The sequence below is a fragment of the Ruegeria sp. N7 genome (assembly GCF_056531345.1).
Window position 1 is genome coordinate 14,638 of sequence record NZ_JBQFLR010000008.1, and the last position, 18,798, is coordinate 33,435.

Consider the following 18,798-nt stretch of genomic DNA (forward strand, 5'->3'; position numbering starts at 1 on the left):
TCCGAATTTATTGCAATAATCAATGGTTTCTGGAATTTTCCTTATGTGGAGAATTGGCAACAACAACAAGAAAAGAGCCGCATCTGAGATGCGGCTCCGATCTTGTAACACTCTGAATTGGCGTCAATTTGTACAGGGTATAGGCACGTTGACAATCTCTCCACCGCGTCTGATGCGCGTCGTGCAGACCTGTTCAACCTCTTCCTTCGGTTCCGGAGCGGCTGCCGTTATTCCAAGCAGTTTGCGCTGATCCACCTCGATTGCCGACGCAACAGAGTCATCCTGCACCCCAACAAGGGCCAGCGACAGCCGCCCGGTGTTCTGGGCCTGCGCGAGTGCTGCGACCTGTTCCGGCGTGGCTGCGACCGTGACTGTGCGTGCAATCGTTGCGCTTGCGACGTCCGAACCAGCGGTCTGGTCGACGGCGATCAGCTGAACGTTGGTTTCGATCAGTTTGGTGATGCCGCCAGAATTCCCTTCTACCGTCCCGCTTGACCCGGTCCAGTAGATGTCGACATTGTCGCCGGGGCGCAAGAAGCCTGAAACACCAGAGGCCACGTCCACGCTGATCGCAAAGGCGCGCATACCTTTTTCAAGACGAGAGGTCAGCCCGGCCGATTCGCCTGGCCGTGTGATCTTGACCTCCATAATCGCCTCGTCTTTTTCCATGGTCCTCAGAATATAACGCTCATTGGCGCCACTTTCGGGAAACAAGGCAGTGAGATCAGAGAACGTACCTTCGGGAATCGCGTTTTCCGGCCAGTCTACAGCGCGTACGTCTTCCTGCGTCAGTCGTTCACCGTATTTCAGAGGACGATTTGAAACGTAAACAGTTACCGTCGGGATGACATCGACTTTGGCATTGGCCAGCGCTTCTTCTGCCGCTTGTTTCTGCCGTGCCAGTTCGCTTTGATAAGCCGCAATATAGTTGCGCGCCATGTAAACGGCGCCCCCAGCCAGAGCAACGCCGACAATCAGGACAAGTCCGAATACCGCTCGCATACATGCACCTCTTTCTTATTTAGTCGGATACTAAGCGGCCAAAGGGCCACTTTGAAACAGCCCAAGTGTTAAATGTAAATTGTGTCGAAATGTGGGACAAAAATGTCTGCTTGTTAGATTCTGCGTCAGCTTTCGCACAATTCCGCAAAACAACTGCTGTCATCTCCCTGCGGCAGGCCAGACGAAGAACAACGAAACAAACGCCGCGCCCCAAAAGGTCGCCGCGTTTATTTGCCGACACGTTCACCAACAAGCTCAGGAAAGCTGGTGAATGTGAAAACTCGCTGCGGGTCAGTTGGTTCCCGCTGTCACAAGGCCACCGGGAGCGGTGTTCGAGCCGGTACTGACAACAGAGGAACTCATGGCTTGGTTGATGTTACCGCCGATACCATCAACACTTGATCTGATGACAAGGTAGGTCGCGCTTGACAGTCCGATGAGCACTGCGGTCAAAACCACCCAGTCAACGGTCACCGCTCCTGCTTCGTCCGATTTGAACCGATTAAGGAACTTTAGCATCTACTTATCTCCAATACGACAATTCAGTGTTTCCCGTAACGTCGCCTAATAGTGGTTCGTTCGGATGGCGGAAATCAGGCCAAAAGTTGATTTCGCTGGAAATATCCAAGATTCCAAACTTTTTCACGGGCTCTTTTGTGCGCAAAGACCTGCAAATTGGGCGTGATCAATTCGGTGGCGCTCGCGGCGTGGCGTGCGGGGTAGGACCGTCAAACTCTATTCTTAGAGATATTGAAAGACCTCTGAACGAAAAAAGCCGCGCCTGAATGGCGCGGCTTTAAAATCTTGCTCAAGCAGAAGCTTAGCTGCCGCTGTTGCTGCCTGCAGTTGTGATACCGCCGGTTGCGGTGTTGCTGCCCGTGCTCAGCGATGCGCCGTTCAGGGCCTGGTTCACGTCTGTTGCCAGGCCGGTCGCGCCAGCCGAGATCTGCTGGTATGCAACGGCTGCCAGGCCGATGACTGCTGCGGTCAGAACAACCCAGTCAACTGTTACTGCGCCGTCTTCGTCTTTGCGGAAGTTCTTGATGAACTTGATCATGTTACGTCCCTCCTAAAGGATCAAAAAGAGTTTAACAAACCTCGGCGTTCTTCAGAGCTTTCTCTCTCAGTCCGCTCATGTCCGTCTCGGTATGGATTAATGTTTGCCTGTTGTGCGTGGCAGGAATTGGGCCAAACACAGATTTTTTTTCGTGCGGCTTAACTTTTTAGTCACTAAATGCGTAAACCCATGCAAATAAAAGGAAAAAAAATTCTTCGATTGGTGCGAAGTGCTCCGCAGCGGTGCAAATATACGCCAAATGAGGCGAAATTGCCCCAATTCGCTTTGTTTTTCTGGCCTTGGGCGAAGATTCGCGGTTCAAATCGCGTAAAAAGAATACATGAGGCAGGCACATGACTCTCCGGAACGCACTTCAATGCGCCGGTGTACTGGCGTTTCTACTATCTGGTGTCGCACCCGGGTCAGCGACCGACGTTGAGCCGCGCGGAGTTTACAAGCGGATCAAGGCCCCCAAGCCGGGTGAGCGTCCTCGCGTGACCATTCAGATCACACCCGAGGAACACGCGGCCAAGCCCTCAGCCCCCAGCACAGGGGTGGAGCTGGTGGTTCCAGAAATCATAGCAAGAACCAAAGTGGTTCAGCCCACAGTGCCGGGAATCGGTGCCGCGCCTGACCCGAAAGGGTCGTACAATGCATTCTGGGACCGCATTTCACCACACATTGATGAAAGCGGGGCCGGGCGGCTTGATGCTGCGATAAACGCGCTGGCGGCGACGAATGTAAGATCGCCCCGGCTGCAAGCTCTGCAAAACATAGCAAAAGAACGCGGGATCGAGATTTTGCGGTCAACCGTGGGAACCAATGTGTCGCCAGCGCTGGTGCTGGCTGTCATTTCGGTTGAATCGGCCGGTCGCGCAGATGCCGTCAGTTCGGCCGGCGCGCAGGGGCTTATGCAGTTGATGCCCGCCACAGCTGCCCGCTTCGGTGTTAAAGACAGTCTACAACCCTCGCAGAACATCGCCGGGGGCGTGAAATACCTCAACTGGCTGATGGAAGAGTTCGGGAATGATCCGATTCTGGTTCTGGCCGGTTACAACGCGGGTGAGGGGGCTGTACGTAAACACAGCGGCGTGCCGCCTTATGCCGAAACCCGGGATTATGTCCCCAAGGTTCTGGCCGCTTTCCAGATCGCGCGGGCTTTGTGCGCGACACCGCCGGATCTGATTTCAGATGGGTGCGTGTTCCAGACCTCAAATTGAAAAAGGCCCGCCTAGATCCGGCGGGCCTTTTCTTTTGTTCAGCCGACGATTGTCGCTTCGGTCGCAGCGCGCATTTCGTCTTCACTGACACCATCTGCCAGTTCGACGATTCTCAATCCGCCCTCGACCACGTCCAGAACGCCCAGATTGGTGATGATGCGATCCACGACACCCTTGCCTGTCAGTGGCAGAGTGCATTCCTTCAGGACCTTGCTTTCACCGTGCTTGTTGGTGTGGTCCATAACCACGATCACGCGCCCAACGCCTGCAACCAGGTCCATGGCGCCGCCCATGCCTTTCACCAGCTTGCCGGGGATCATCCAGTTTGCCAGGTCGCCCTTCTCATCCACTTCCATGGCGCCCAGAATCGCAGCAGCGATCTTGCCGCCCCGGATCATCGCAAAGGACGTGGCGCTGTCGAAATAGGCAGTGCGGGACAGTTCGGTGATCGTCTGTTTGCCCGCGTTGATCAGGTCCGGGTCTTCTTCACCTTCATACGGGAAAGGACCCATACCCAGCATACCGTTTTCCGATTGCAGTGTGATGTCCTTGTCGCCGACATAGTTCGCCACCAGCGTCGGAATCCCGATGCCGAGGTTCACATACATGCCGTCGTCCAGTTCCTCTGCCGCGCGTGCGGCCATCTGATTGCGGTCCCAGGGCATTATGCGTCCTCCTTCTTGCGGGTGGTGCGCTGTTCGATGCGCTTTTCGTGATCGCCCTGAATGATGCGATGCACATAGATGCCGGGCAGGTGGATCTTGTCTGGATCCAGTGAGCCGCGCGGAACAATCTCTTCCACTTCGGCCACGCAGATCTTGCCGCAGGTTGCAGCGGGCACATTAAAGTTGCGGGCGGTCTTGCGGAATACCAGATTGCCGGTGTCGTCAGCTTTCCAAGCCTTGACGATGGCCAGATCGGCAAAAATGCCTTCCTCAAGGATATAGGTCTCGCCGTTGAAATCCTTGTGCTCCTTGCCTTCCGCAATCACGGTACCGACGCCCGTCTTGGTGTAGAAACCGGGAATACCGGCACCACCGGCGCGCATTCGTTCGGCCAGTGTTCCTTGAGGGTTGAATTCCAATTCCAGCTCACCGCTCAGATACTGACGCATGAATTCGGCGTTTTCGCCGACATATGAGCTGATCATCTTTTTGACCTGCTTGGTCTGCAACAGGATGCCGATACCGAAGTCGTCCACACCGGCGTTATTCGACGCAAAACTCAGGTCCTTGACGCCCGAATCCCGGATGGCAGCAAGCAACAGTTCGGGAATGCCGCACAGGCCAAACCCGCCCGCGGCAATCAGCATGCCATCCGTCAGCACCCCATCGAGTGCCTCGGCGGCATTGGCATAGACTTTCTTCATGGAAAACTCCCCCAATGACATGGTGATGGGCAGGTTTTGCCGCCACGTCATGGGGAAGTCAATGAAACCAGAAGGTTCAGGTATTTCTACGGTAGTTCAGCTGACAATAGTGTCAGTCGGCGATCAGGATCCCGCAGGCGATGCGCCCACCTGCACCGCCAATGGGCTGGCTCATGTGATCGTCGCCAGCTTCGTGGATGATGAAAGTTGATCCGTCCCCATCCAGCAATACATCTCCATCACCCTCAAGCGAAACCAGGTTTGTAAAGGCCTCCATCTCGCCCACACCATCCTGTCCCACATATAGATTGGGCAGATCGCCGGGCTCGGGGCCTTCAGGGTTCAGCAGCCCATGTGCGCCTTCAACTTTGCCAACATGGCCTTGGGCCGTCTTGAACCCTTCACCGGCCTCGCAGACACCATGGCTGTGCAGGTGCAACCCGTGTTTTCCCGGCGGCAGGTCTGTGACGCGCACGTGCAGCAGAACACCATTGGGCCCTTGCGTCGCCTTCGCCTGACCAATGACGTCGCCTTGCGCGTTGATGATTGCGGCTGTGGCGGATTTGACGTGATGCGCGGCTTGGCCCTGCGTGGCAGCCGCAACGCCTATCGCCGCAACAAGAATGGCGGTTCTGAACATGTCTCAACTCCTTTACTGAACAACGCAATCCTGTATCGCGTCAGACTGTAAACACGCAGGCCGGTTCCTTTATTCAGAAACCGGCCCGCGCGCTTAGTGACATGTCCCGGTCAAACGTCCGGTTTATTCAGCCGCTTTCTTTGCTGTCTTCTTGGCGGCAGCCTTCTTTTTGGGCGCAGCCTTTTTCTTGGTGCCCTTCTTGGATGCGCGCTCATTGACCAGTTCGATGGCCATTTCCTGCGTCACGTCTTCGGGCTTGATGTCTTTCGGGATGGTCGCGTTGACCTTTTCCCATTTTACATATGGCCCGTACCGTCCGTCCAGAACCTGCATCGCGCCGCCGTCTGGATGCTCGCCCAGGTCTTTCAAGGGTTTTGCCGCCGCGCGCCCGCGTCCGCCGGGATTGGCTCGTTTCTCGGCCAAAAGCTCAACGGCGCGGTTCATACCGATTTCGAACACATCATTAGGGTCTTTGAGATTGGCATAGACCGGCTTGGCTTCATCGGCCAGCTGATGCATCAGATAGGGGCCAAAACGCCCGAAGTTCGAGGTGATCATGCCGCCTTCGGGGTGCTCACCGATCTGACGCGGCAGGGACAGAAGCGTCAGCGCCTTGTCCAGATCCATGTCATCCTTGCTCCAGCCGCGTGGAAGCGAGGCGCGCGGCGGCTTCTTGTTCTCGGGCGTGGGTTCGCCTCGCTGGACATACGGCCCAAATCGGCCGGACTTCAGCCAGATCTCATCCCCGGCGTCTTCGCCCAGCAATTGTTCGTCGCCTTCCGCGCCTTCACCGGCGATAGGCCGCGTATAAGTGCACTCCGGATAGTTTCCGCAGCCCACGAACCCGCCGGTGCGTGAGGTTTTCAGGTGCAATTGTCCCAACCCGCATTTCGGGCAGATACGCGGGTCGGACCCGTCTTCACGCGGGGGGTAAAGCTGTGGCGCCAATGCCTCGTCCAGCTTGTCCAGCACTTCCGATATGCGCAGTTCGGATGTTTCGCCAATCGCTGCCGAAAAATCACGCCAGAACTTGCCCAGCAGATCCTTGTAGTCACGATCACCGGCGCTGACGTCATCCAGTTGCTCTTCCAGATTCGCGGTGAATTCGTATCCAACGTATTGACGGAAGAAGTTCAGCAGAAAGATGGTGACGATCCGACCCTTTTCCTCGGGGATCAGCCGGTTCTTGTCTTTGCGCACATATTCGCGGTCCTGAATCGTGGTCACGATTGAGGCATAGGTCGAAGGACGTCCGATCCCCAACTCCTCCATCCGCTTGACCAAAGTGGCCTCGGTATAGCGCGGGGGCGGTTGCGTGTGATGCTGCAACGCCAGAACGGCTTCGTTATCAGCCATGATTGCGGCTTTGTCCGACTCGCTGGTGGCCTTGGCAAACTGGTCACGCAACGTAGTTTTGGAAAAGCGCGCAGGGTCGCCCTGCATGATCTGTGGCAGGCGCTTTTCGTCATCATCGGCGACATCATCGCGGCCTTCCTCATAGACGCGCATGAACCCGTCGAACAATACCACCTGACCGGTGGCACGCAGACCGACCTGACCGTCATCACTGCCAATCTCGACCGTAGTGCGCTCCAATCGTGCTGCCGCCATCTGGCAGGCAATGGTCCGTTTCCAGATCAGATCATAAAGCTTGCGCTGATCTTCATCCGTGACCTTCAGCGCCTTGGCATCGCGCGTCATATCCGTGGGGCGGATACATTCGTGTGCTTCCTGCGCGTTCTTGGCCTTGTTCTTGTACATACGCGGGCTGTCCGGCACATATTCTGCACCGTACCGATCCGCGATGGTGTCGCGCGTTGCCGTCACGGCCTCGGGCGCCATGTCGATCCCGTCGGTTCGCATATAGGTAATGTAGCCGGCCTCATAGAGGCGCTGCGCAACCTGCATTGCATGGCGCGCGCCCATGCCGAATTTGCGGCTGGCCTCCTGTTGCAGAGTCGAGGTCATGAACGGCGCGCTTGGGTTGCGCGCGGCGGGCTTGGCTTCGACCGAAGTCACACGCAGCGCGCGGCTGGTGACGGCCTGAACCGCCAGTTCGGCTTGTGTTGCGTTGGCCAGATCGTGCTTGTCCAGTTTCTTGCCCGCCAACGTGACCAGCCGCGCCTCATAGGTCTGACCACGCGGTGTCTCGAACAGGGCCCGAACCGACCAGTACTCGACCGGCTTGAACGCTTCGATCTCCATCTCGCGCTCGACGATCAGGCGCAGACAGACCGATTGCACCCGACCTGCGGATTTTGCACCGGGCAGTTTGCGCCACAGAACCGGTGACAGGTTGAAGCCAACAAGGTAATCCAAGGCGCGGCGTGCCAGATACGCTTCGACCAGGGGCATATCGACGTCGCGCGGGTTCTTCATCGCCTCGGTCACCGCCTCTTTGGTGATGGCGTTGAAGGTCACCCGGCTGACCGGTGTATCTTTCTTGATCGAGCGGCGCTTGGTCAGGGCTTCCTGCAAATGCCAGCTGATCGCCTCGCCCTCACGATCAGGGTCAGTGGCGAGGATCAGCGCGTTGTCTTCTTTCAGCGCGTCGGCGATGGCCTTTACATGTTTGCGGCTGTCATTGCCCACTTCCCATGTCATGGAAAATCCATGGTCCGGATCGACCGATCCGTCCTTTGGTGGCAGGTCCCGCACATGGCCGTAAGAGGCCAGAACGGTGTAGTCAGGGCCGAGATATTTATTGATTGTTTTTGCTTTGGCCGGAGATTCTACAACAACTACAGGCATTTAAGGGGAAACCTCGCTCGACGAATTTGGCGCCTTTTATGGTGGTGCAAAATGTGTGGGGCAAGCGGGGATTGTCAATGCGTTCCTTTGGCAGGCGGAAAAGCGACGTGATTTCAGCGTGATACCCGCGCCGGATTGCAGGCAGAGCATTCGACTATGCAATCTTGCCTTCCATCCTAATCAGCATGCCAGAGACAACAACCCGCCCGGCTGGCGCTGGATTCGTCCGTCCAGTTCAAGGTCGACCAGCGCTGGCCCCAGATCCCCGGCCGAGGCCGCAATGTCGCGCAGCAACTGGTCTTCGGCGATGGGGGAAGGTCCCAACCGCTCAAGGATTTGCGCCTGCAAATCCAGTGCGGCGGGCCGTGGTTGCTTGGCGGGCGGCTCCTCGGGTTTTGCAAAGATCAGATCGCCTTGTTGTGGCAGCGCCTCGACAACGTCGTCTGCCGAACGGACCAGCGTCGCACCATCCCGAATCAAAAGGTTGCACCCGGCAGCGCGGGCGTCAAACGGGTGGCCAGGCACGGCCAGAACCTCGCGCCCCTGATCCAGGGCGTCACGCGCCGTGATCAGGCTGCCGGATTTTGCTGCGGCCTCGACCACCACAACAGCTTGGGCCAGGCCCGAGATGATCCGGTTGCGGCGCGGAAAATGCCTGGCCTGAGGCGTCACGCCCATCGGTTGTTCCGACAGCCGCAGTCCCTTGGTCGCGATTTTATGCGCCAGTTCCGTGTTCTCGGCCGGGTAAATGACATCGACACCGCCCGCCATGACGGCAACAGTGCCGGTGTCCAACGACGCCATATGCGCTGCCGTATCAATGCCGCGCGCCAGACCCGAGACAATCACATGTCCCTTTTCACCCAAGGCGCGCGCCAGACCACGCGCCATCCGTGCGCCCAGCGAGGAACAGTTGCGCGCGCCCACCATCGCAATCGCCGGTTTCTGCAACAGCGACACATCCCCGATGGCCCAAAGCAAGGGCGGGGCATCGGATAGGTCGTTCAATGCGTCGGGGAAATCTGCGGACCCAAGGCACAAAAGCCGCGCTTTGGCGGCTTCTGCGGCCCTGAGTTCCGCCTCGATCACGCCGGGGGGACAGGTTTCATACCCATCTATTCCGGCGGCGCGTGCCATTTCAGGCAGCGCGGCCAGCGCGTTCTGCGCCGAGCCATGTTCACGCAGCAGCCGACGAAACGTCGCCGGGCCGACCTTGCGCGAGCGCAACAGGCGAAGCCACGAAAACCGGTCCTCTTCCGTGGTGGGTGGGAGTGGGGGGTGATTGGAAGAAAGCTGCTCTTCGGTCATCCGTTGCTCCGCCTGATTGCAGAACTGGTTTACGGGACAGGGGGTTAACAGCCTCTGAATCGCAGATAATTAGCAGCGATTTTTCTGTATTTCTCGGAGAACACACCGGTTAAGTGTCTGAAAATAAATAAAAGAACATTTTCCAACCGGCGCTCAAATCAATGGCGTCGGTTGGAGTGCTATCGAATCAAAGTGGCGCATGGTTAACCCTGCGCCTGCCTTTGCGCTTCTCTTCCGCCTCAGGCCGCCGACCCGCCGACAGTCAACCCGTCCATCAGCACTGTCGGTTGACCCACACCCACGGGCACCCATTGACCGTCCTTGCCGCAGGTGCCCATACCCGGATCCAAAGCCATATCATTGCCAAGGCCGCGGATGCGCTTCAACGCCGAAGGCCCGTCGCCGATCAGCGTGGCGCCCTTGACAGGCGCTCCGATCTTGCCGTTTTCGACACGATACGCCTCGGTGCACGAGAAAACGAACTTGCCGTTGGTGATGTCGACCTGGCCGCCGCCGAATCCAACCGCCCAGATGCCGTCATTAATATCTGCCACCAAAGCCGCCGGATCAGCGTCGCCCCCCAACATGATCGTATTGGTCATGCGCGGCATGGGTTTGTGCGCATAGCTCTGTCGCCGCCCATTTCCCGTGGGTGCAACGCCCATCAGCCGGGCGTTTTGCCGATCCTGCATGTAGCCGGTCAGGATGCCATCCTCGATCAATACGGTGCGCGAACTGGGCGTGCCCTCATCATCCACAGTGATCGAGCCGCGACGGTCGGCAATCGTGCCGTCATCCACCACGGTCACGCCCTTAGATGCTATCTGTTGCCCCATCAGTCCGGCAAAGGCCGAGCTTCCCTTGCGGTTGAAATCGCCCTCAAGCCCGTGACCGATGGCTTCGTGCAGCAAAATACCGGGCCAGCCGGGACCAAGTGCAACCTCCATCACGCCGGCAGGGGCGGGAACCGCGTCCAGATTGACCAATGCGATGCGCAGGGCTTCGCGCGCCTTGGCCTGCCAGTCGGCAGGGTCGATCAACCCGCTCAGGCCAACCCGCCCGCCGCCACCGGCCGATCCGCTTTCGCGCCGCCCGTCCTGTTCAACAATGACCGAGACATTCACGCGCGTCATGGGGCGCACGTCACGCACCGTCACACCATCGGGTCGCAGAATTTCCACCTCCTGAACGGCGGCTGCGATCATTGCGCTGACCTGAACCACCCGCGGATCCAGGTCGCGGGCAAAGGCGTCAATCTCCCGCAGGGTTTCGATTTTCACCGGGAAGGCGGCGGATTCGATTGGGTCTTCGTCCGTGTACAGGCGCGTATTCGTGGGCCGGGGCGCTTCGGCGAGCGTTCCGCCTCCATCGCCAACCGCCAGTCGCGCGGTTTCGGCGGCACGTTTCAGCGCGGCAATCGATACATCAGTCGAATGCGCATATCCGGCAACTTCGCCCTGAACGGCGCGCAGGCCAAATCCCTCGGATGCGTCATAAGACGCGGTGCGAAGCCGCCCGTCGTCAAACACCAGAGATTCGGATTTCCGACGCTCGACAAACAGCTCTCCATCCTCGGCCCCGTCCGTTGCCGAGCGCAATATGGCCAGTGCTTCATCTTGCGGCAGGGCGCTCTCAAAGGGGCGAAACGTGGCTTCAGGCATGGGTTGCGACCTTTCGGGTTTGATCCAGATCAAAAATAGCGTCTGTTTGACGCAAGCATTTTGCTTTATCTACCCGCTGGAATATGGTTTTTAACGCGGCCAAAGACAACGGGAGAGGTGCGACCGATTCACACCTTTCCGTCAGGGACGCAAAGATCAAACGATCAGGACAGAACATGAAGAATGCTTTGATGCTTTCAGGGTTTATGACAGCCCTCTCCAGCCTACCCGCCATGGCTCAGGAGCTTGAGATTATCGGCAAGCCGGTAGACGGCGGCATGGGCTTCCAGCCCGCGGCCACCAGCCTTGCCACAGGAATCCAGAAGCTGGACGGCATGATTCTCGTGATCATCACCGCAGTCTGTCTGCTGGTTGCAGCTCTGCTGGTCTATTGCATCGTGCGCTACAATCAGCGCGCAAACCCGACCCCGGCGCGTTTCTCGCACTATACCCCTGTTGAAATCGCCTGGACCTTGGGTCCGATCTTGATTCTGGTGTTTATTGGCGCGTTCTCGCTGCCGGTTCTTTTCAAACAGCAGGAAATCCCGGAAGGTGACATCACCATCAAAGTCGTCGGCAACCAGTGGTACTGGACCTACGAGTATGTTGATCACGATTTCGCATTCGACAGCTATCTGCTGGGCCACCCGGCGACCCTGGACGAGGGCGCACGCCCTGCGGACGCGGACGTGACGCCGTTTGTTCTGGATGACGCAATGCGCGCCAAGCTGATCGATGCAGGCTACAGCGATGATGAATGGCTGTTGGCCACCGACACCGCTGTTGTCGTTCCGGTCGGCAAGGTCATCGTGATGCAGGTGACTGCATCCGACGTGATTCACTCGTGGACCATCCCGGCCTTTGGCGTAAAGCAGGACGGTGTGCCCGGACGTCTGGCCGAGCTGTGGTTCCAGGCCGACAAGGAAGGCATCTATTTCGGTCAGTGTTCGGAACTGTGTGGCAAGGACCACGCCTATATGCCGATTACCGTCAAGGTCGTAAGCCAGGAAGTCTATGACGAATGGTTGCAGGGCGCGATCGAAGAATACGCGGGCCTGCCGCAAAGCTATCAGGTCGCCTCGAACTGAGTACGATAGGGGCGGGTTGAACCCCGCCTGACACAAGATGCAGGCTGCGCGGGCGATCCGCGCAGTTTTCGCCCCAGAAGGACCGGAAATGACCGACGCAAGCATCAATGCCAGCACTGCGACCGCCCGGGCGGACGAGGCCGGCTTTGGCGATTACTTCGCCCTGCTGAAGCCGCGCGTGATGTCGCTGGTCGTGTTCACGGCATTGGTCGGCCTGTTGGCGGCTCCTGTTCCTGTCCATCCCTTCGTCGGATTCTGCGCCATCCTGTTCATCGCCATCGGCGGCGGAGCCTCAGGTGCGCTGAACATGTGGTGGGACGCGGATATCGACCGTGTCATGAAACGCACAAAATCCCGCCCGATCCCTTCGGGTAAGGTCGAGGAAGGCGAGGCGCTGGCTGTTGGTCTGGCTCTGTCGGGTCTGTCGGTGATCATGCTGGGCCTTGCGACCAACTGGTTTGCAGGCGCGTTTCTGGCCTTCACCATTTTCTTCTACGTTGTCGTCTACACGATGTGGCTGAAGCGTTCGACGCCGCAGAACATCGTGATCGGTGGCGCAGCGGGTGCGTTCCCTCCGGTGATCGGCTGGGTGGCCGCCACAGGATCGATGTCGGTCGAGCCCTGGCTGATGTTTGCACTGACCTTCATGTGGACGCCGCCGCATTTCTGGGCGCTGGCCCTGTTCATGCGCTCGGACTATGACGACGCGGGCGTGCCGATGCTGACCGTCACCCATGGTCGCCGCGCGACACGTGTCCATATTCTTGTCTATACAGCCCTGCTGGCCCTGCTGGCCATCGGAACTGCATTTTCAGGCATTGGCGGCCCGATCTATCTGACCGTTGCATTGATTCTGAACATCCTGTTCCTGCGGGGCGCGTGGAAAATCTCGCGCCGGACCGAGGACGATTCCGAGGCAGATAACTTCAAGGTTGAACGCGGTTTCTTCAAGCTGTCGCTGCTGTATCTGTTCCTGCATTTCGGTGCCGTTCTGGCCGAAGCCCTGCTGAAACCCTATGGTCTGGGGGGATGGTCATGAGCCTTCGCAAAGGTCACGAGCTACATCAGCGCCGGTTCAGCCGCAATCTGGGTGTCGGCCTGACGCTGGCTGCCTTTATCGTGATCATCTTCGGCCTGACCATCGTCAAGGTCTCGGGCACTGATTTCAACAGGGCGACGCAAGAGGTTCAGAACTGATGGCGTTGTCCGGTCCTCAGAAAACGGTTGTCCAGACCGTCGGCGTGGTTGTCCTGATGGGCAGTCTGGCCTGGGCGTCGGTGCCGTTCTACAACTGGTTCTGCCGGGTGACCGGATTTGGCGGCACCACTGGTGTTGCCGAAACCGCCCCCGATACCATTCTGGATCGCACCGTTACCATCCGCTTTGACGCGTCCAAGGCCAAGGACATGCAATGGGAGTTCAAGCCGGTCGTGCGCGAGATGGATGTGCGCATCGGCGAAACAGGTCTCGCGTTTTACGAGGCCTATAACCCGACAGACCGCCCCATTGCCGGGCAGGCGTCTTACAACGTGGCGCCCTATTCTGCGGGTGGGTATTTCCAGAAGATTGCCTGTTTCTGCTTTGAAGAGCAGGTGCTGCAACCCGGCGAGCGCGTTGAGATGCCGGTGACTTTCTTCGTCGACCCGGAAATGGTCGAGGATCTTGAAGCCAAGTATGTTCATACGATCACGCTGTCGTATACATTCTACGAAATTGACCTGCCCGAGGGCTATGCCGCCCTCGATGCGCAGGCAGATACAAACACGAACTAACGCCTGTAGGTGAGGGACGCTGATGGCACACGCTAAAAACCACGATTATCACATTCTGGCCCCGTCGATCTGGCCTCTGATCGGCGCCGTCGGCGGCTTTGTCATGCTGTTCGGAGCCGTTCTCTGGATGCAAGGCATCACGCCCTTCATGTTCTGGGCCGGTCTGGCAGCTGTGCTTTACACGATGTTCGCCTGGTGGTCGGATGTGGTTGCGGAAAGCCGTCAGGGCGATCACACCCCTGTTGTCCGCATCGGTCTGCGCTACGGCTTCATCCTGTTCGTCATGTCCGAGGTGATGTTCTTCTTCGCCTGGTTCTGGTCGTTCTTCAAACATCGCATGTACCCGATGTACGACTATGCCGGCACCGAATACATTCAGCCGGATATTCATGCGGTTGACCCGTTCCACCTGCCGCTGATCAACACGCTTGTTCTGCTGCTGTCGGGCTGTGCAATCACCTGGGCGCACCATGCGCTGGTGCACGACAACGACCGCAAGGCGCTGATCAATGGTCTGGCCATTGGCATCGTGCTGGGTATCGCCTTTACCTTCCTGCAGGGCTATGAATACGCCGAACTTCTCAAGCATGAAGGCTGGGAATTTGGCGGCGACCAGTTCTATTCCAACTTCTTCATGGCGACCGGGTTCCACGGTGCGCACGTGATCATTGGGACGATCTTCCTGACCGTCTGCTTGATCCGCGCGCTCAAGGGGGACTTCACACCCGAGAAACATGTTGGTTTTGAGGCTGCCGCTTGGTACTGGCACTTCGTCGACGTTGTCTGGCTGTTCCTGTTCTTTGCCGTTTACATCTGGGGTCAGGCCCCGCTGATGTAACGCCGGTCAGGCTGATCAATTGCAAAAGCCGCCCCAATGGGCGGCTTTTTCTCTATGCGGGGCACAAGATTGCGCCCCATACAATTGCGTGGTTGCAATTCAGCCCGCGCGCCCCTTAACAAGACGCCGGTTCCTGCAAAGAAGTTTGGTCCTGACATGCGCCGTACCCTGTTCCTGCTAATCTTCGGCCTCGCCGGTTTGGGCGTGCTGCTGTCGCTGGGCATCTGGCAGGTGCAGCGTCTGGCGTGGAAGCAGGACGTGCTGGCCGAGATCGAAGATCGGATCTCGGCTGCGCCGGTTTCCCTGCCGCTGCAGGTTTCGGCGGATCAGGACAAATACCTGCCGGTTACAGTGTCGGGCGAGATGGAGCCTGCGGAAGTCCACGTTCTTGTTTCGCTCAAACAGGTCGGTGCGGGGTATCGCATCATTCAGCCGTTCAATACCGGGGGCCGGACCATTCTGATTGACCGGGGGTTCATCCCGACCACGGCCAAACAGGCCGGGCGACGCAACGGTCCGATGGAGATCACCGGCAATCTGCATTGGCCAGATGAAATCGACAGTTACACGCCCGCACCTGATCTTGACGCCAACATCTGGTTCGCCCGCGATGTGCCCGCGCTTGCGGGTGCACTGGGCGCGGAACCGGTTCTGCTGATCGCCCGTTCGCAAACCGATCCGAATGTGACGCCGCTGCCGGTGGACACGGCGGGCATACCAAACGATCACCTGCAATATGCTATCACCTGGTTTGGTCTGGCTCTGGTCTGGGCCGCGATGACCGGATACTTCCTGTGGCGCAGCCGTGCCAATTCTGAGAGTGACGCGACATGAAATATATCTCGACCCGTGGGCAGGCGCCCGAACTGACGTTTGAAGAGGCAATGTTGACCGGGCTTGCCCGCGACGGTGGCCTGTATCTGCCCGCCGAAATCCCGGTGATGTCGCAGGACGAGATCGCGGCGCTGGCCGGATTGCCCTACGAAGAAATCGCATTCCGTGTGATGTGGCCCTATGTCAGCGGCTCATTCGCCGAGGATGAGTTCAAGGCGATCATCGCCCGCGCTTACGAAGGTTTCGGCCACGATGCTCGCGCGCCATTGAAGCAGCTGAACGAGAACCACTTCCTGCTGGAACTGTTCCACGGCCCCACGCTGGCCTTCAAGGACTTTGCCATGCAGCTGATCGGCCAGTTGTTCCAGGTAGCGCTGAAACGCCGTGGTGACCGTGTGACCATCGTCGGCGCGACCAGCGGGGATACCGGTTCAGCCGCGATCGAGGCGTTCCGCGGGCTGGACGCGGTGGATGTGTTCATCCTGTTCCCGCATGGCCGCGTGTCCGAAGTACAGCGTCGACAGATGACGACGCCTGCGGACAGCAATGTGCATGCTCTGGCCGTTGATGGCGATTTCGACGATTGTCAGGCTGCGCTGAAAGACATGTTCAACGATTTCGACTTCCGCGACGGCGTGAAACTGGCGGGTGTGAACTCGATCAACTTTGCCCGCGTCTTGGCGCAGATCGTTTATTACTTCTCGGCTGCCGTCAGCCTTGGTGCGCCGCATCGCAAGGTCAGCTTCACGGTGCCAACCGGCAACTTTGGTGACATCTTCGCTGGCTATCTGGCCAAGCGTATGGGGCTGCCGATTGACCGCCTTGTGGTGGCGACCAACCAGAACGACATTCTGCATCGCTGCCTCTCGGGCGAGGGGTATATCAAGGGCGAGACTATCCCCTCGATCAGCCCGTCGATGGACATTCAGGTCAGCTCGAATTTCGAACGCGCGCTCTATTATGCCTATGGCGAAGATGGCGGGGCCATCGCACAATTGATGGATGAGCTGAAACAGGGTGGCTTCAATATCAGCCAGGGCGCGATGGAAGCGCTGCGTGAGAATTTCGATTCGGGCCGTGTGTCCGAAGAGGAAACGCTGGCCACGATCAAATCCACGCTGGTGCACAGCGCCGAACTGGTCTGCCCGCACACTGCCGTGGGCATCAAGGTCGCAGAAAAACACCGCGCGGCAGACGTTCCGATGATCACGCTGGCCACCGCTCACCCGGCGAAATTCCCGGCCGCGGTCGAGAAGGCGAGCGGCGAACATCCGCCTCTTCCCTCCCGCATGTCTGATCTGTATGAACGTCCGGAACGGGTGACCCGCATCGCCAATGATCTGGGTGCCCTTGAGGATCATATAAAAAGGCACATCGCTGAGTGACTGTCAGACAAGACCAACTGAAGAACGGGTATCGTATCGTCAGTGAACATATGCCGGGGCTGCAATCTGCGGCCATCGGCATCTGGGTAACCGCCGGTGGGCGGCATGAGCGGATCGAGCAGAACGGCATCGCGCATTTCCTTGAACATATGGCGTTCAAGGGAACCGAGCGCCGTTCGGCCTTGCAGATTGCCGAGGCGATCGAGGATGTGGGCGGCTATATCAACGCCTATACCTCGCGCGAGGTGACGGCGTATTATGCACGCGTTCTGAAGGACGACGTAGCGCTGGCGATGGATGTCATCGGCGACATCGTTCTGAACCCGGTTTTCGATCCGCGCGAGATCGAGGTCGAGCGGGGCGTGATCCTTCAGGAAATCGGTCAGGCCCATGACACGCCCGACGATGTGATCTTTGACTGGCTGCAGGAGCAGAGCTATCACGACCAGCCCCTGGGCCGGACGATCCTGGGCCCAACGGAGCGGGTGAGTGCCTTCTCGCGTGAGGATCTGTCGGGCTTTGTGACGGAACATTATGGCCCCGAACAGATGATCCTGTCTGCAGCAGGTGCTGTGGATCACGATATGCTGATGAAACTGGCCGAAGAGATGTTTGGCCATCTGCAATCCCGTAAGGGTCTGATCCCCGAGGTTGCACGCTTTACCGGTGGCGAAGCCCGGCAGGTAAAAGAGCTGGAACAGGCGCATTTCGCTCTGGCGCTGGAAAGTCCCGGCTATCGCGACGATGCGATCTATACGGCGCAGATCTATTCGACCGCATTGGGCGGTGGCATGTCTTCGCGCCTGTTTCAGGAAGTGCGTGAAACACGTGGGCTGTGCTACACGATCTTTGCGCAGACCGGTGCCTATGCCGATACCGGAACAACCACGATCTATGCCGGAACCTCGGCCAATCAGGTGGCCGAGCTGGCGACGATCACGATCGATGAGATGAAGCGCGCCGCCGAGGACATGAGCCCCGAAGAGGTCGCCCGTGCCCGCGCCCAGATGAAGGCCGGGATGCTGATGGGGCTGGAAAGCCCGTCGAATCGGGCTGAGCGTCTGGCGCGGCTGGTGCAGATCTGGGGACGGGTACCTTCGCTGGAAGACACGGTCGCCAAGATCGATGCGGTCAGCACCGAAGACGTGCGCGCCTTTGCCGAAACCATGGCTGTTCAGGCCCCGGCGGCGCTGGCGCTTTACGGACCGGTCGCAGACGCACCGACATTGGCGGACTTGCAGGAGAGGCGTGCAGCGTGATGCTGTTGGGCAGACGCAAGTTGAAACTCGAGACCGCGCGGCTTAGCTTGCGTCCGCCTGTACATTCCGATTTCAACGATTGGGCGGCGTTGCGGCGCGCCTCAAAAAATTACCTGACCCCATGGGAGCCGATCTGGGCCAAGGATCACCTGAGCCGCAAATCCTTTACCAATCGGGTCTACTGGGCTCAGCGCTCGGTCGCGAGTGGCACAGCAATCCCGCTTTTCCTTTTTCGCCGTGAAGACAATGTGTTGGTCGGGGCGATCACGCTGGACAATATCCGGCGCGGCCCTGCGCAGGCCGGAACCCTGGGTTACTGGACCGGTGAGTCCTTTGCCCGTCAGGGATACATGCGCGAAGCGATCGGCGCGATGGTGCACCACGCCTTTACCCGTCTGGATCTGAGCCGGATCGAAGCCGCGTGTCTGCCGGAAAACCGGGCGTCGCGCGGTTTGCTGGAAAGCTCGGGCTTCAAATATGAAGGCGTGGCGCAGTCTTATCTACAGATCAACGGGCGGTGGCGGACGCATGTTCTCTATGCCAGCCTGCGGTCCGACCGGCGCGGCAAGACGGACGCGGGCTAGGGGGCTCTGCCCCCGTCGCGGCAAGCCGCG

At 58.6% G+C, this 18,798-nt stretch carries 19 protein-coding genes; 10 read left to right on the forward strand and 9 right to left on the reverse strand.

Going from position 1 to position 18,798, the window contains the following annotated elements; all coding sequences use genetic code 11:
* Nucleotides 1-123 precede the first annotated feature (123 nt).
* The 3 genes from cpaB to ACR0ES_RS10935 all read right to left on the reverse strand — a co-directional run bounded on the left by cpaB (nucleotide 124) and on the right by ACR0ES_RS10935 (nucleotide 2,059).
* On the reverse strand, nucleotides 124-1,002 hold the full coding sequence (gene cpaB, locus ACR0ES_RS10925) for a Flp pilus assembly protein CpaB (protein ID WP_480484370.1): 879 nt from the start codon (nucleotides 1,000-1,002) through the stop codon (nucleotides 124-126).
* A gap of 291 nt (nucleotides 1,003-1,293) precedes the next feature.
* On the reverse strand, nucleotides 1,294-1,521 hold the full coding sequence (locus tag ACR0ES_RS10930) for a hypothetical protein (RefSeq protein WP_480484371.1): 228 nt from the start codon (nucleotides 1,519-1,521) through the stop codon (nucleotides 1,294-1,296).
* Between the two features lie 301 nt (nucleotides 1,522-1,822).
* The gene (locus tag ACR0ES_RS10935; RefSeq protein WP_480484372.1) at nucleotides 1,823-2,059 is read right to left on the reverse strand and encodes a Flp family type IVb pilin; all 237 of its coding nucleotides are present in this window, start codon (nucleotides 2,057-2,059) and stop codon (nucleotides 1,823-1,825) included.
* A gap of 353 nt (nucleotides 2,060-2,412) precedes the next feature.
* Here ACR0ES_RS10935 and ACR0ES_RS10940 point away from each other — a divergent pair, with 353 nt between their 5' ends.
* The gene (locus ACR0ES_RS10940) at nucleotides 2,413-3,279 is read left to right on the forward strand and encodes a lytic transglycosylase domain-containing protein (protein ID WP_480870627.1); all 867 of its coding nucleotides are present in this window, start codon (nucleotides 2,413-2,415) and stop codon (nucleotides 3,277-3,279) included.
* 38 nt (nucleotides 3,280-3,317) lie between these two features.
* On the opposite strand, the gene ACR0ES_RS10945 is transcribed toward ACR0ES_RS10940, so the two are convergent.
* The 6 genes from ACR0ES_RS10945 to tldD form a co-directional block, all read right to left on the reverse strand.
* Nucleotides 3,318-3,944: a CoA transferase subunit B gene (locus ACR0ES_RS10945; protein WP_480495174.1), complete on the reverse strand. Its 627-nt coding sequence runs from the start codon at nucleotides 3,942-3,944 to the stop codon at nucleotides 3,318-3,320.
* Complete coding sequence (locus ACR0ES_RS10950; protein WP_209505579.1) at nucleotides 3,944-4,648, reverse strand: CoA transferase subunit A; 705 nt, start codon at nucleotides 4,646-4,648, stop codon at nucleotides 3,944-3,946. The genes ACR0ES_RS10945 and ACR0ES_RS10950 overlap by 1 nt, the downstream gene beginning before the upstream one ends.
* A gap of 112 nt (nucleotides 4,649-4,760) precedes the next feature.
* Nucleotides 4,761-5,288 carry a superoxide dismutase family protein gene (locus tag ACR0ES_RS10955; protein WP_480507757.1) on the reverse strand — a complete coding sequence of 176 codons (528 nt, stop codon included), beginning with the start codon at nucleotides 5,286-5,288 and terminating at the stop codon, nucleotides 4,761-4,763.
* 123 nt (nucleotides 5,289-5,411) lie between these two features.
* Complete coding sequence (gene topA / locus ACR0ES_RS10960; RefSeq protein WP_480870630.1) at nucleotides 5,412-8,039, reverse strand: type I DNA topoisomerase; 2,628 nt, start codon at nucleotides 8,037-8,039, stop codon at nucleotides 5,412-5,414.
* A 180-nt stretch (nucleotides 8,040-8,219) separates the two neighbouring features.
* Nucleotides 8,220-9,347, reverse strand: coding sequence for a DNA-processing protein DprA (gene dprA, locus ACR0ES_RS10965; protein WP_480773929.1), 1,128 nt, complete (start codon nucleotides 9,345-9,347; stop codon nucleotides 8,220-8,222).
* 239 nt (nucleotides 9,348-9,586) lie between these two features.
* Nucleotides 9,587-11,008, reverse strand: a complete 1,422-nt coding sequence (gene tldD, locus ACR0ES_RS10970) for a metalloprotease TldD (RefSeq protein WP_480539573.1) — start codon at nucleotides 11,006-11,008, stop codon at nucleotides 9,587-9,589.
* Between the two features lie 176 nt (nucleotides 11,009-11,184).
* On the opposite strand from tldD, the gene coxB reads away from it, so the two are divergent.
* The 9 genes from coxB to ACR0ES_RS11015 all read left to right on the forward strand — a co-directional run bounded on the left by coxB (nucleotide 11,185) and on the right by ACR0ES_RS11015 (nucleotide 18,768).
* Nucleotides 11,185-12,096 carry a cytochrome c oxidase subunit II gene (gene coxB, locus ACR0ES_RS10975; RefSeq protein WP_209505589.1) on the forward strand — a complete coding sequence of 304 codons (912 nt, stop codon included), beginning with the start codon at nucleotides 11,185-11,187 and terminating at the stop codon, nucleotides 12,094-12,096.
* A gap of 88 nt (nucleotides 12,097-12,184) precedes the next feature.
* On the forward strand, nucleotides 12,185-13,135 hold the full coding sequence (cyoE, locus tag ACR0ES_RS10980) for a heme o synthase (RefSeq protein WP_480484378.1): 951 nt from the start codon (nucleotides 12,185-12,187) through the stop codon (nucleotides 13,133-13,135).
* Complete coding sequence (locus tag ACR0ES_RS10985; protein ID WP_209505601.1) at nucleotides 13,132-13,293, forward strand: hypothetical protein; 162 nt, start codon at nucleotides 13,132-13,134, stop codon at nucleotides 13,291-13,293. The genes cyoE and ACR0ES_RS10985 overlap by 4 nt, the downstream gene beginning before the upstream one ends.
* Nucleotides 13,293-13,868 carry a cytochrome c oxidase assembly protein gene (locus ACR0ES_RS10990; RefSeq protein ID WP_480773927.1) on the forward strand — a complete coding sequence of 192 codons (576 nt, stop codon included), beginning with the start codon at nucleotides 13,293-13,295 and terminating at the stop codon, nucleotides 13,866-13,868. The genes ACR0ES_RS10985 and ACR0ES_RS10990 overlap by 1 nt, the downstream gene beginning before the upstream one ends.
* Nucleotides 13,869-13,890: 22 nt before the next feature.
* Complete coding sequence (locus ACR0ES_RS10995) at nucleotides 13,891-14,706, forward strand: cytochrome c oxidase subunit 3 (RefSeq protein ID WP_209505605.1); 816 nt, start codon at nucleotides 13,891-13,893, stop codon at nucleotides 14,704-14,706.
* 156 nt (nucleotides 14,707-14,862) lie between these two features.
* Entirely contained in the window at nucleotides 14,863-15,540 is a 678-nt protein-coding gene (locus ACR0ES_RS11000; RefSeq protein WP_480870632.1) for an SURF1 family protein, read from the forward strand.
* Complete coding sequence (gene thrC / locus ACR0ES_RS11005; protein ID WP_480870635.1) at nucleotides 15,537-16,925, forward strand: threonine synthase; 1,389 nt, start codon at nucleotides 15,537-15,539, stop codon at nucleotides 16,923-16,925. The genes ACR0ES_RS11000 and thrC overlap by 4 nt, the downstream gene beginning before the upstream one ends.
* Nucleotides 16,922-18,184, forward strand: coding sequence for a M16 family metallopeptidase (locus ACR0ES_RS11010; protein WP_480870638.1), 1,263 nt, complete (start codon nucleotides 16,922-16,924; stop codon nucleotides 18,182-18,184). Before thrC ends, ACR0ES_RS11010 begins: the two co-directional genes overlap by 4 nt.
* Nucleotides 18,184-18,768, forward strand: a complete 585-nt coding sequence (locus ACR0ES_RS11015; RefSeq protein WP_267363063.1) for a GNAT family N-acetyltransferase — start codon at nucleotides 18,184-18,186, stop codon at nucleotides 18,766-18,768. Before ACR0ES_RS11010 ends, ACR0ES_RS11015 begins: the two co-directional genes overlap by 1 nt.
* Nucleotides 18,769-18,798 lie beyond the last annotated feature (30 nt).

Excerpts from the sequence above, each read along its gene's own strand:
- coxB (WP_209505589.1), top strand. The coding sequence starts at position 11,185 with ATGAAGAATGCTTTGATGCTTTCAGGGTTTATGACAGCCCTCTCCAGC.
- ACR0ES_RS10950 (WP_209505579.1), bottom strand. The coding sequence starts at position 4,648 with ATGAAGAAAGTCTATGCCAATGCCGCCGAGGCACTCGATGGGGTGCTG.
- cpaB (WP_480484370.1), bottom strand. The coding sequence starts at position 1,002 with ATGCGAGCGGTATTCGGACTTGTCCTGATTGTCGGCGTTGCTCTGGCT.
- ACR0ES_RS10930 (WP_480484371.1), bottom strand. The coding sequence starts at position 1,521 with ATGCTAAAGTTCCTTAATCGGTTCAAATCGGACGAAGCAGGAGCGGTG.
- topA (WP_480870630.1), bottom strand. The coding sequence starts at position 8,039 with ATGCCTGTAGTTGTTGTAGAATCTCCGGCCAAAGCAAAAACAATCAAT.
- dprA (WP_480773929.1), bottom strand. The coding sequence starts at position 9,347 with ATGACCGAAGAGCAGCTTTCTTCCAATCACCCCCCACTCCCACCCACC.
- cyoE (WP_480484378.1), top strand. The coding sequence starts at position 12,185 with ATGACCGACGCAAGCATCAATGCCAGCACTGCGACCGCCCGGGCGGAC.
- ACR0ES_RS10940 (WP_480870627.1), top strand. The coding sequence starts at position 2,413 with ATGACTCTCCGGAACGCACTTCAATGCGCCGGTGTACTGGCGTTTCTA.
- ACR0ES_RS10995 (WP_209505605.1), top strand. The coding sequence starts at position 13,891 with ATGGCACACGCTAAAAACCACGATTATCACATTCTGGCCCCGTCGATC.
- ACR0ES_RS10945 (WP_480495174.1), bottom strand. The coding sequence starts at position 3,944 with ATGCCCTGGGACCGCAATCAGATGGCCGCACGCGCGGCAGAGGAACTG.
- ACR0ES_RS11015 (WP_267363063.1), top strand. The coding sequence starts at position 18,184 with ATGCTGTTGGGCAGACGCAAGTTGAAACTCGAGACCGCGCGGCTTAGC.
- ACR0ES_RS10990 (WP_480773927.1), top strand. The coding sequence starts at position 13,293 with ATGGCGTTGTCCGGTCCTCAGAAAACGGTTGTCCAGACCGTCGGCGTG.
- ACR0ES_RS10985 (WP_209505601.1), top strand. The coding sequence starts at position 13,132 with ATGAGCCTTCGCAAAGGTCACGAGCTACATCAGCGCCGGTTCAGCCGC.
- tldD (WP_480539573.1), bottom strand. The coding sequence starts at position 11,008 with ATGCCTGAAGCCACGTTTCGCCCCTTTGAGAGCGCCCTGCCGCAAGAT.
- ACR0ES_RS11000 (WP_480870632.1), top strand. The coding sequence starts at position 14,863 with ATGCGCCGTACCCTGTTCCTGCTAATCTTCGGCCTCGCCGGTTTGGGC.
- thrC (WP_480870635.1), top strand. The coding sequence starts at position 15,537 with ATGAAATATATCTCGACCCGTGGGCAGGCGCCCGAACTGACGTTTGAA.
- ACR0ES_RS10935 (WP_480484372.1), bottom strand. The coding sequence starts at position 2,059 with ATGATCAAGTTCATCAAGAACTTCCGCAAAGACGAAGACGGCGCAGTA.
- ACR0ES_RS10955 (WP_480507757.1), bottom strand. The coding sequence starts at position 5,288 with ATGTTCAGAACCGCCATTCTTGTTGCGGCGATAGGCGTTGCGGCTGCC.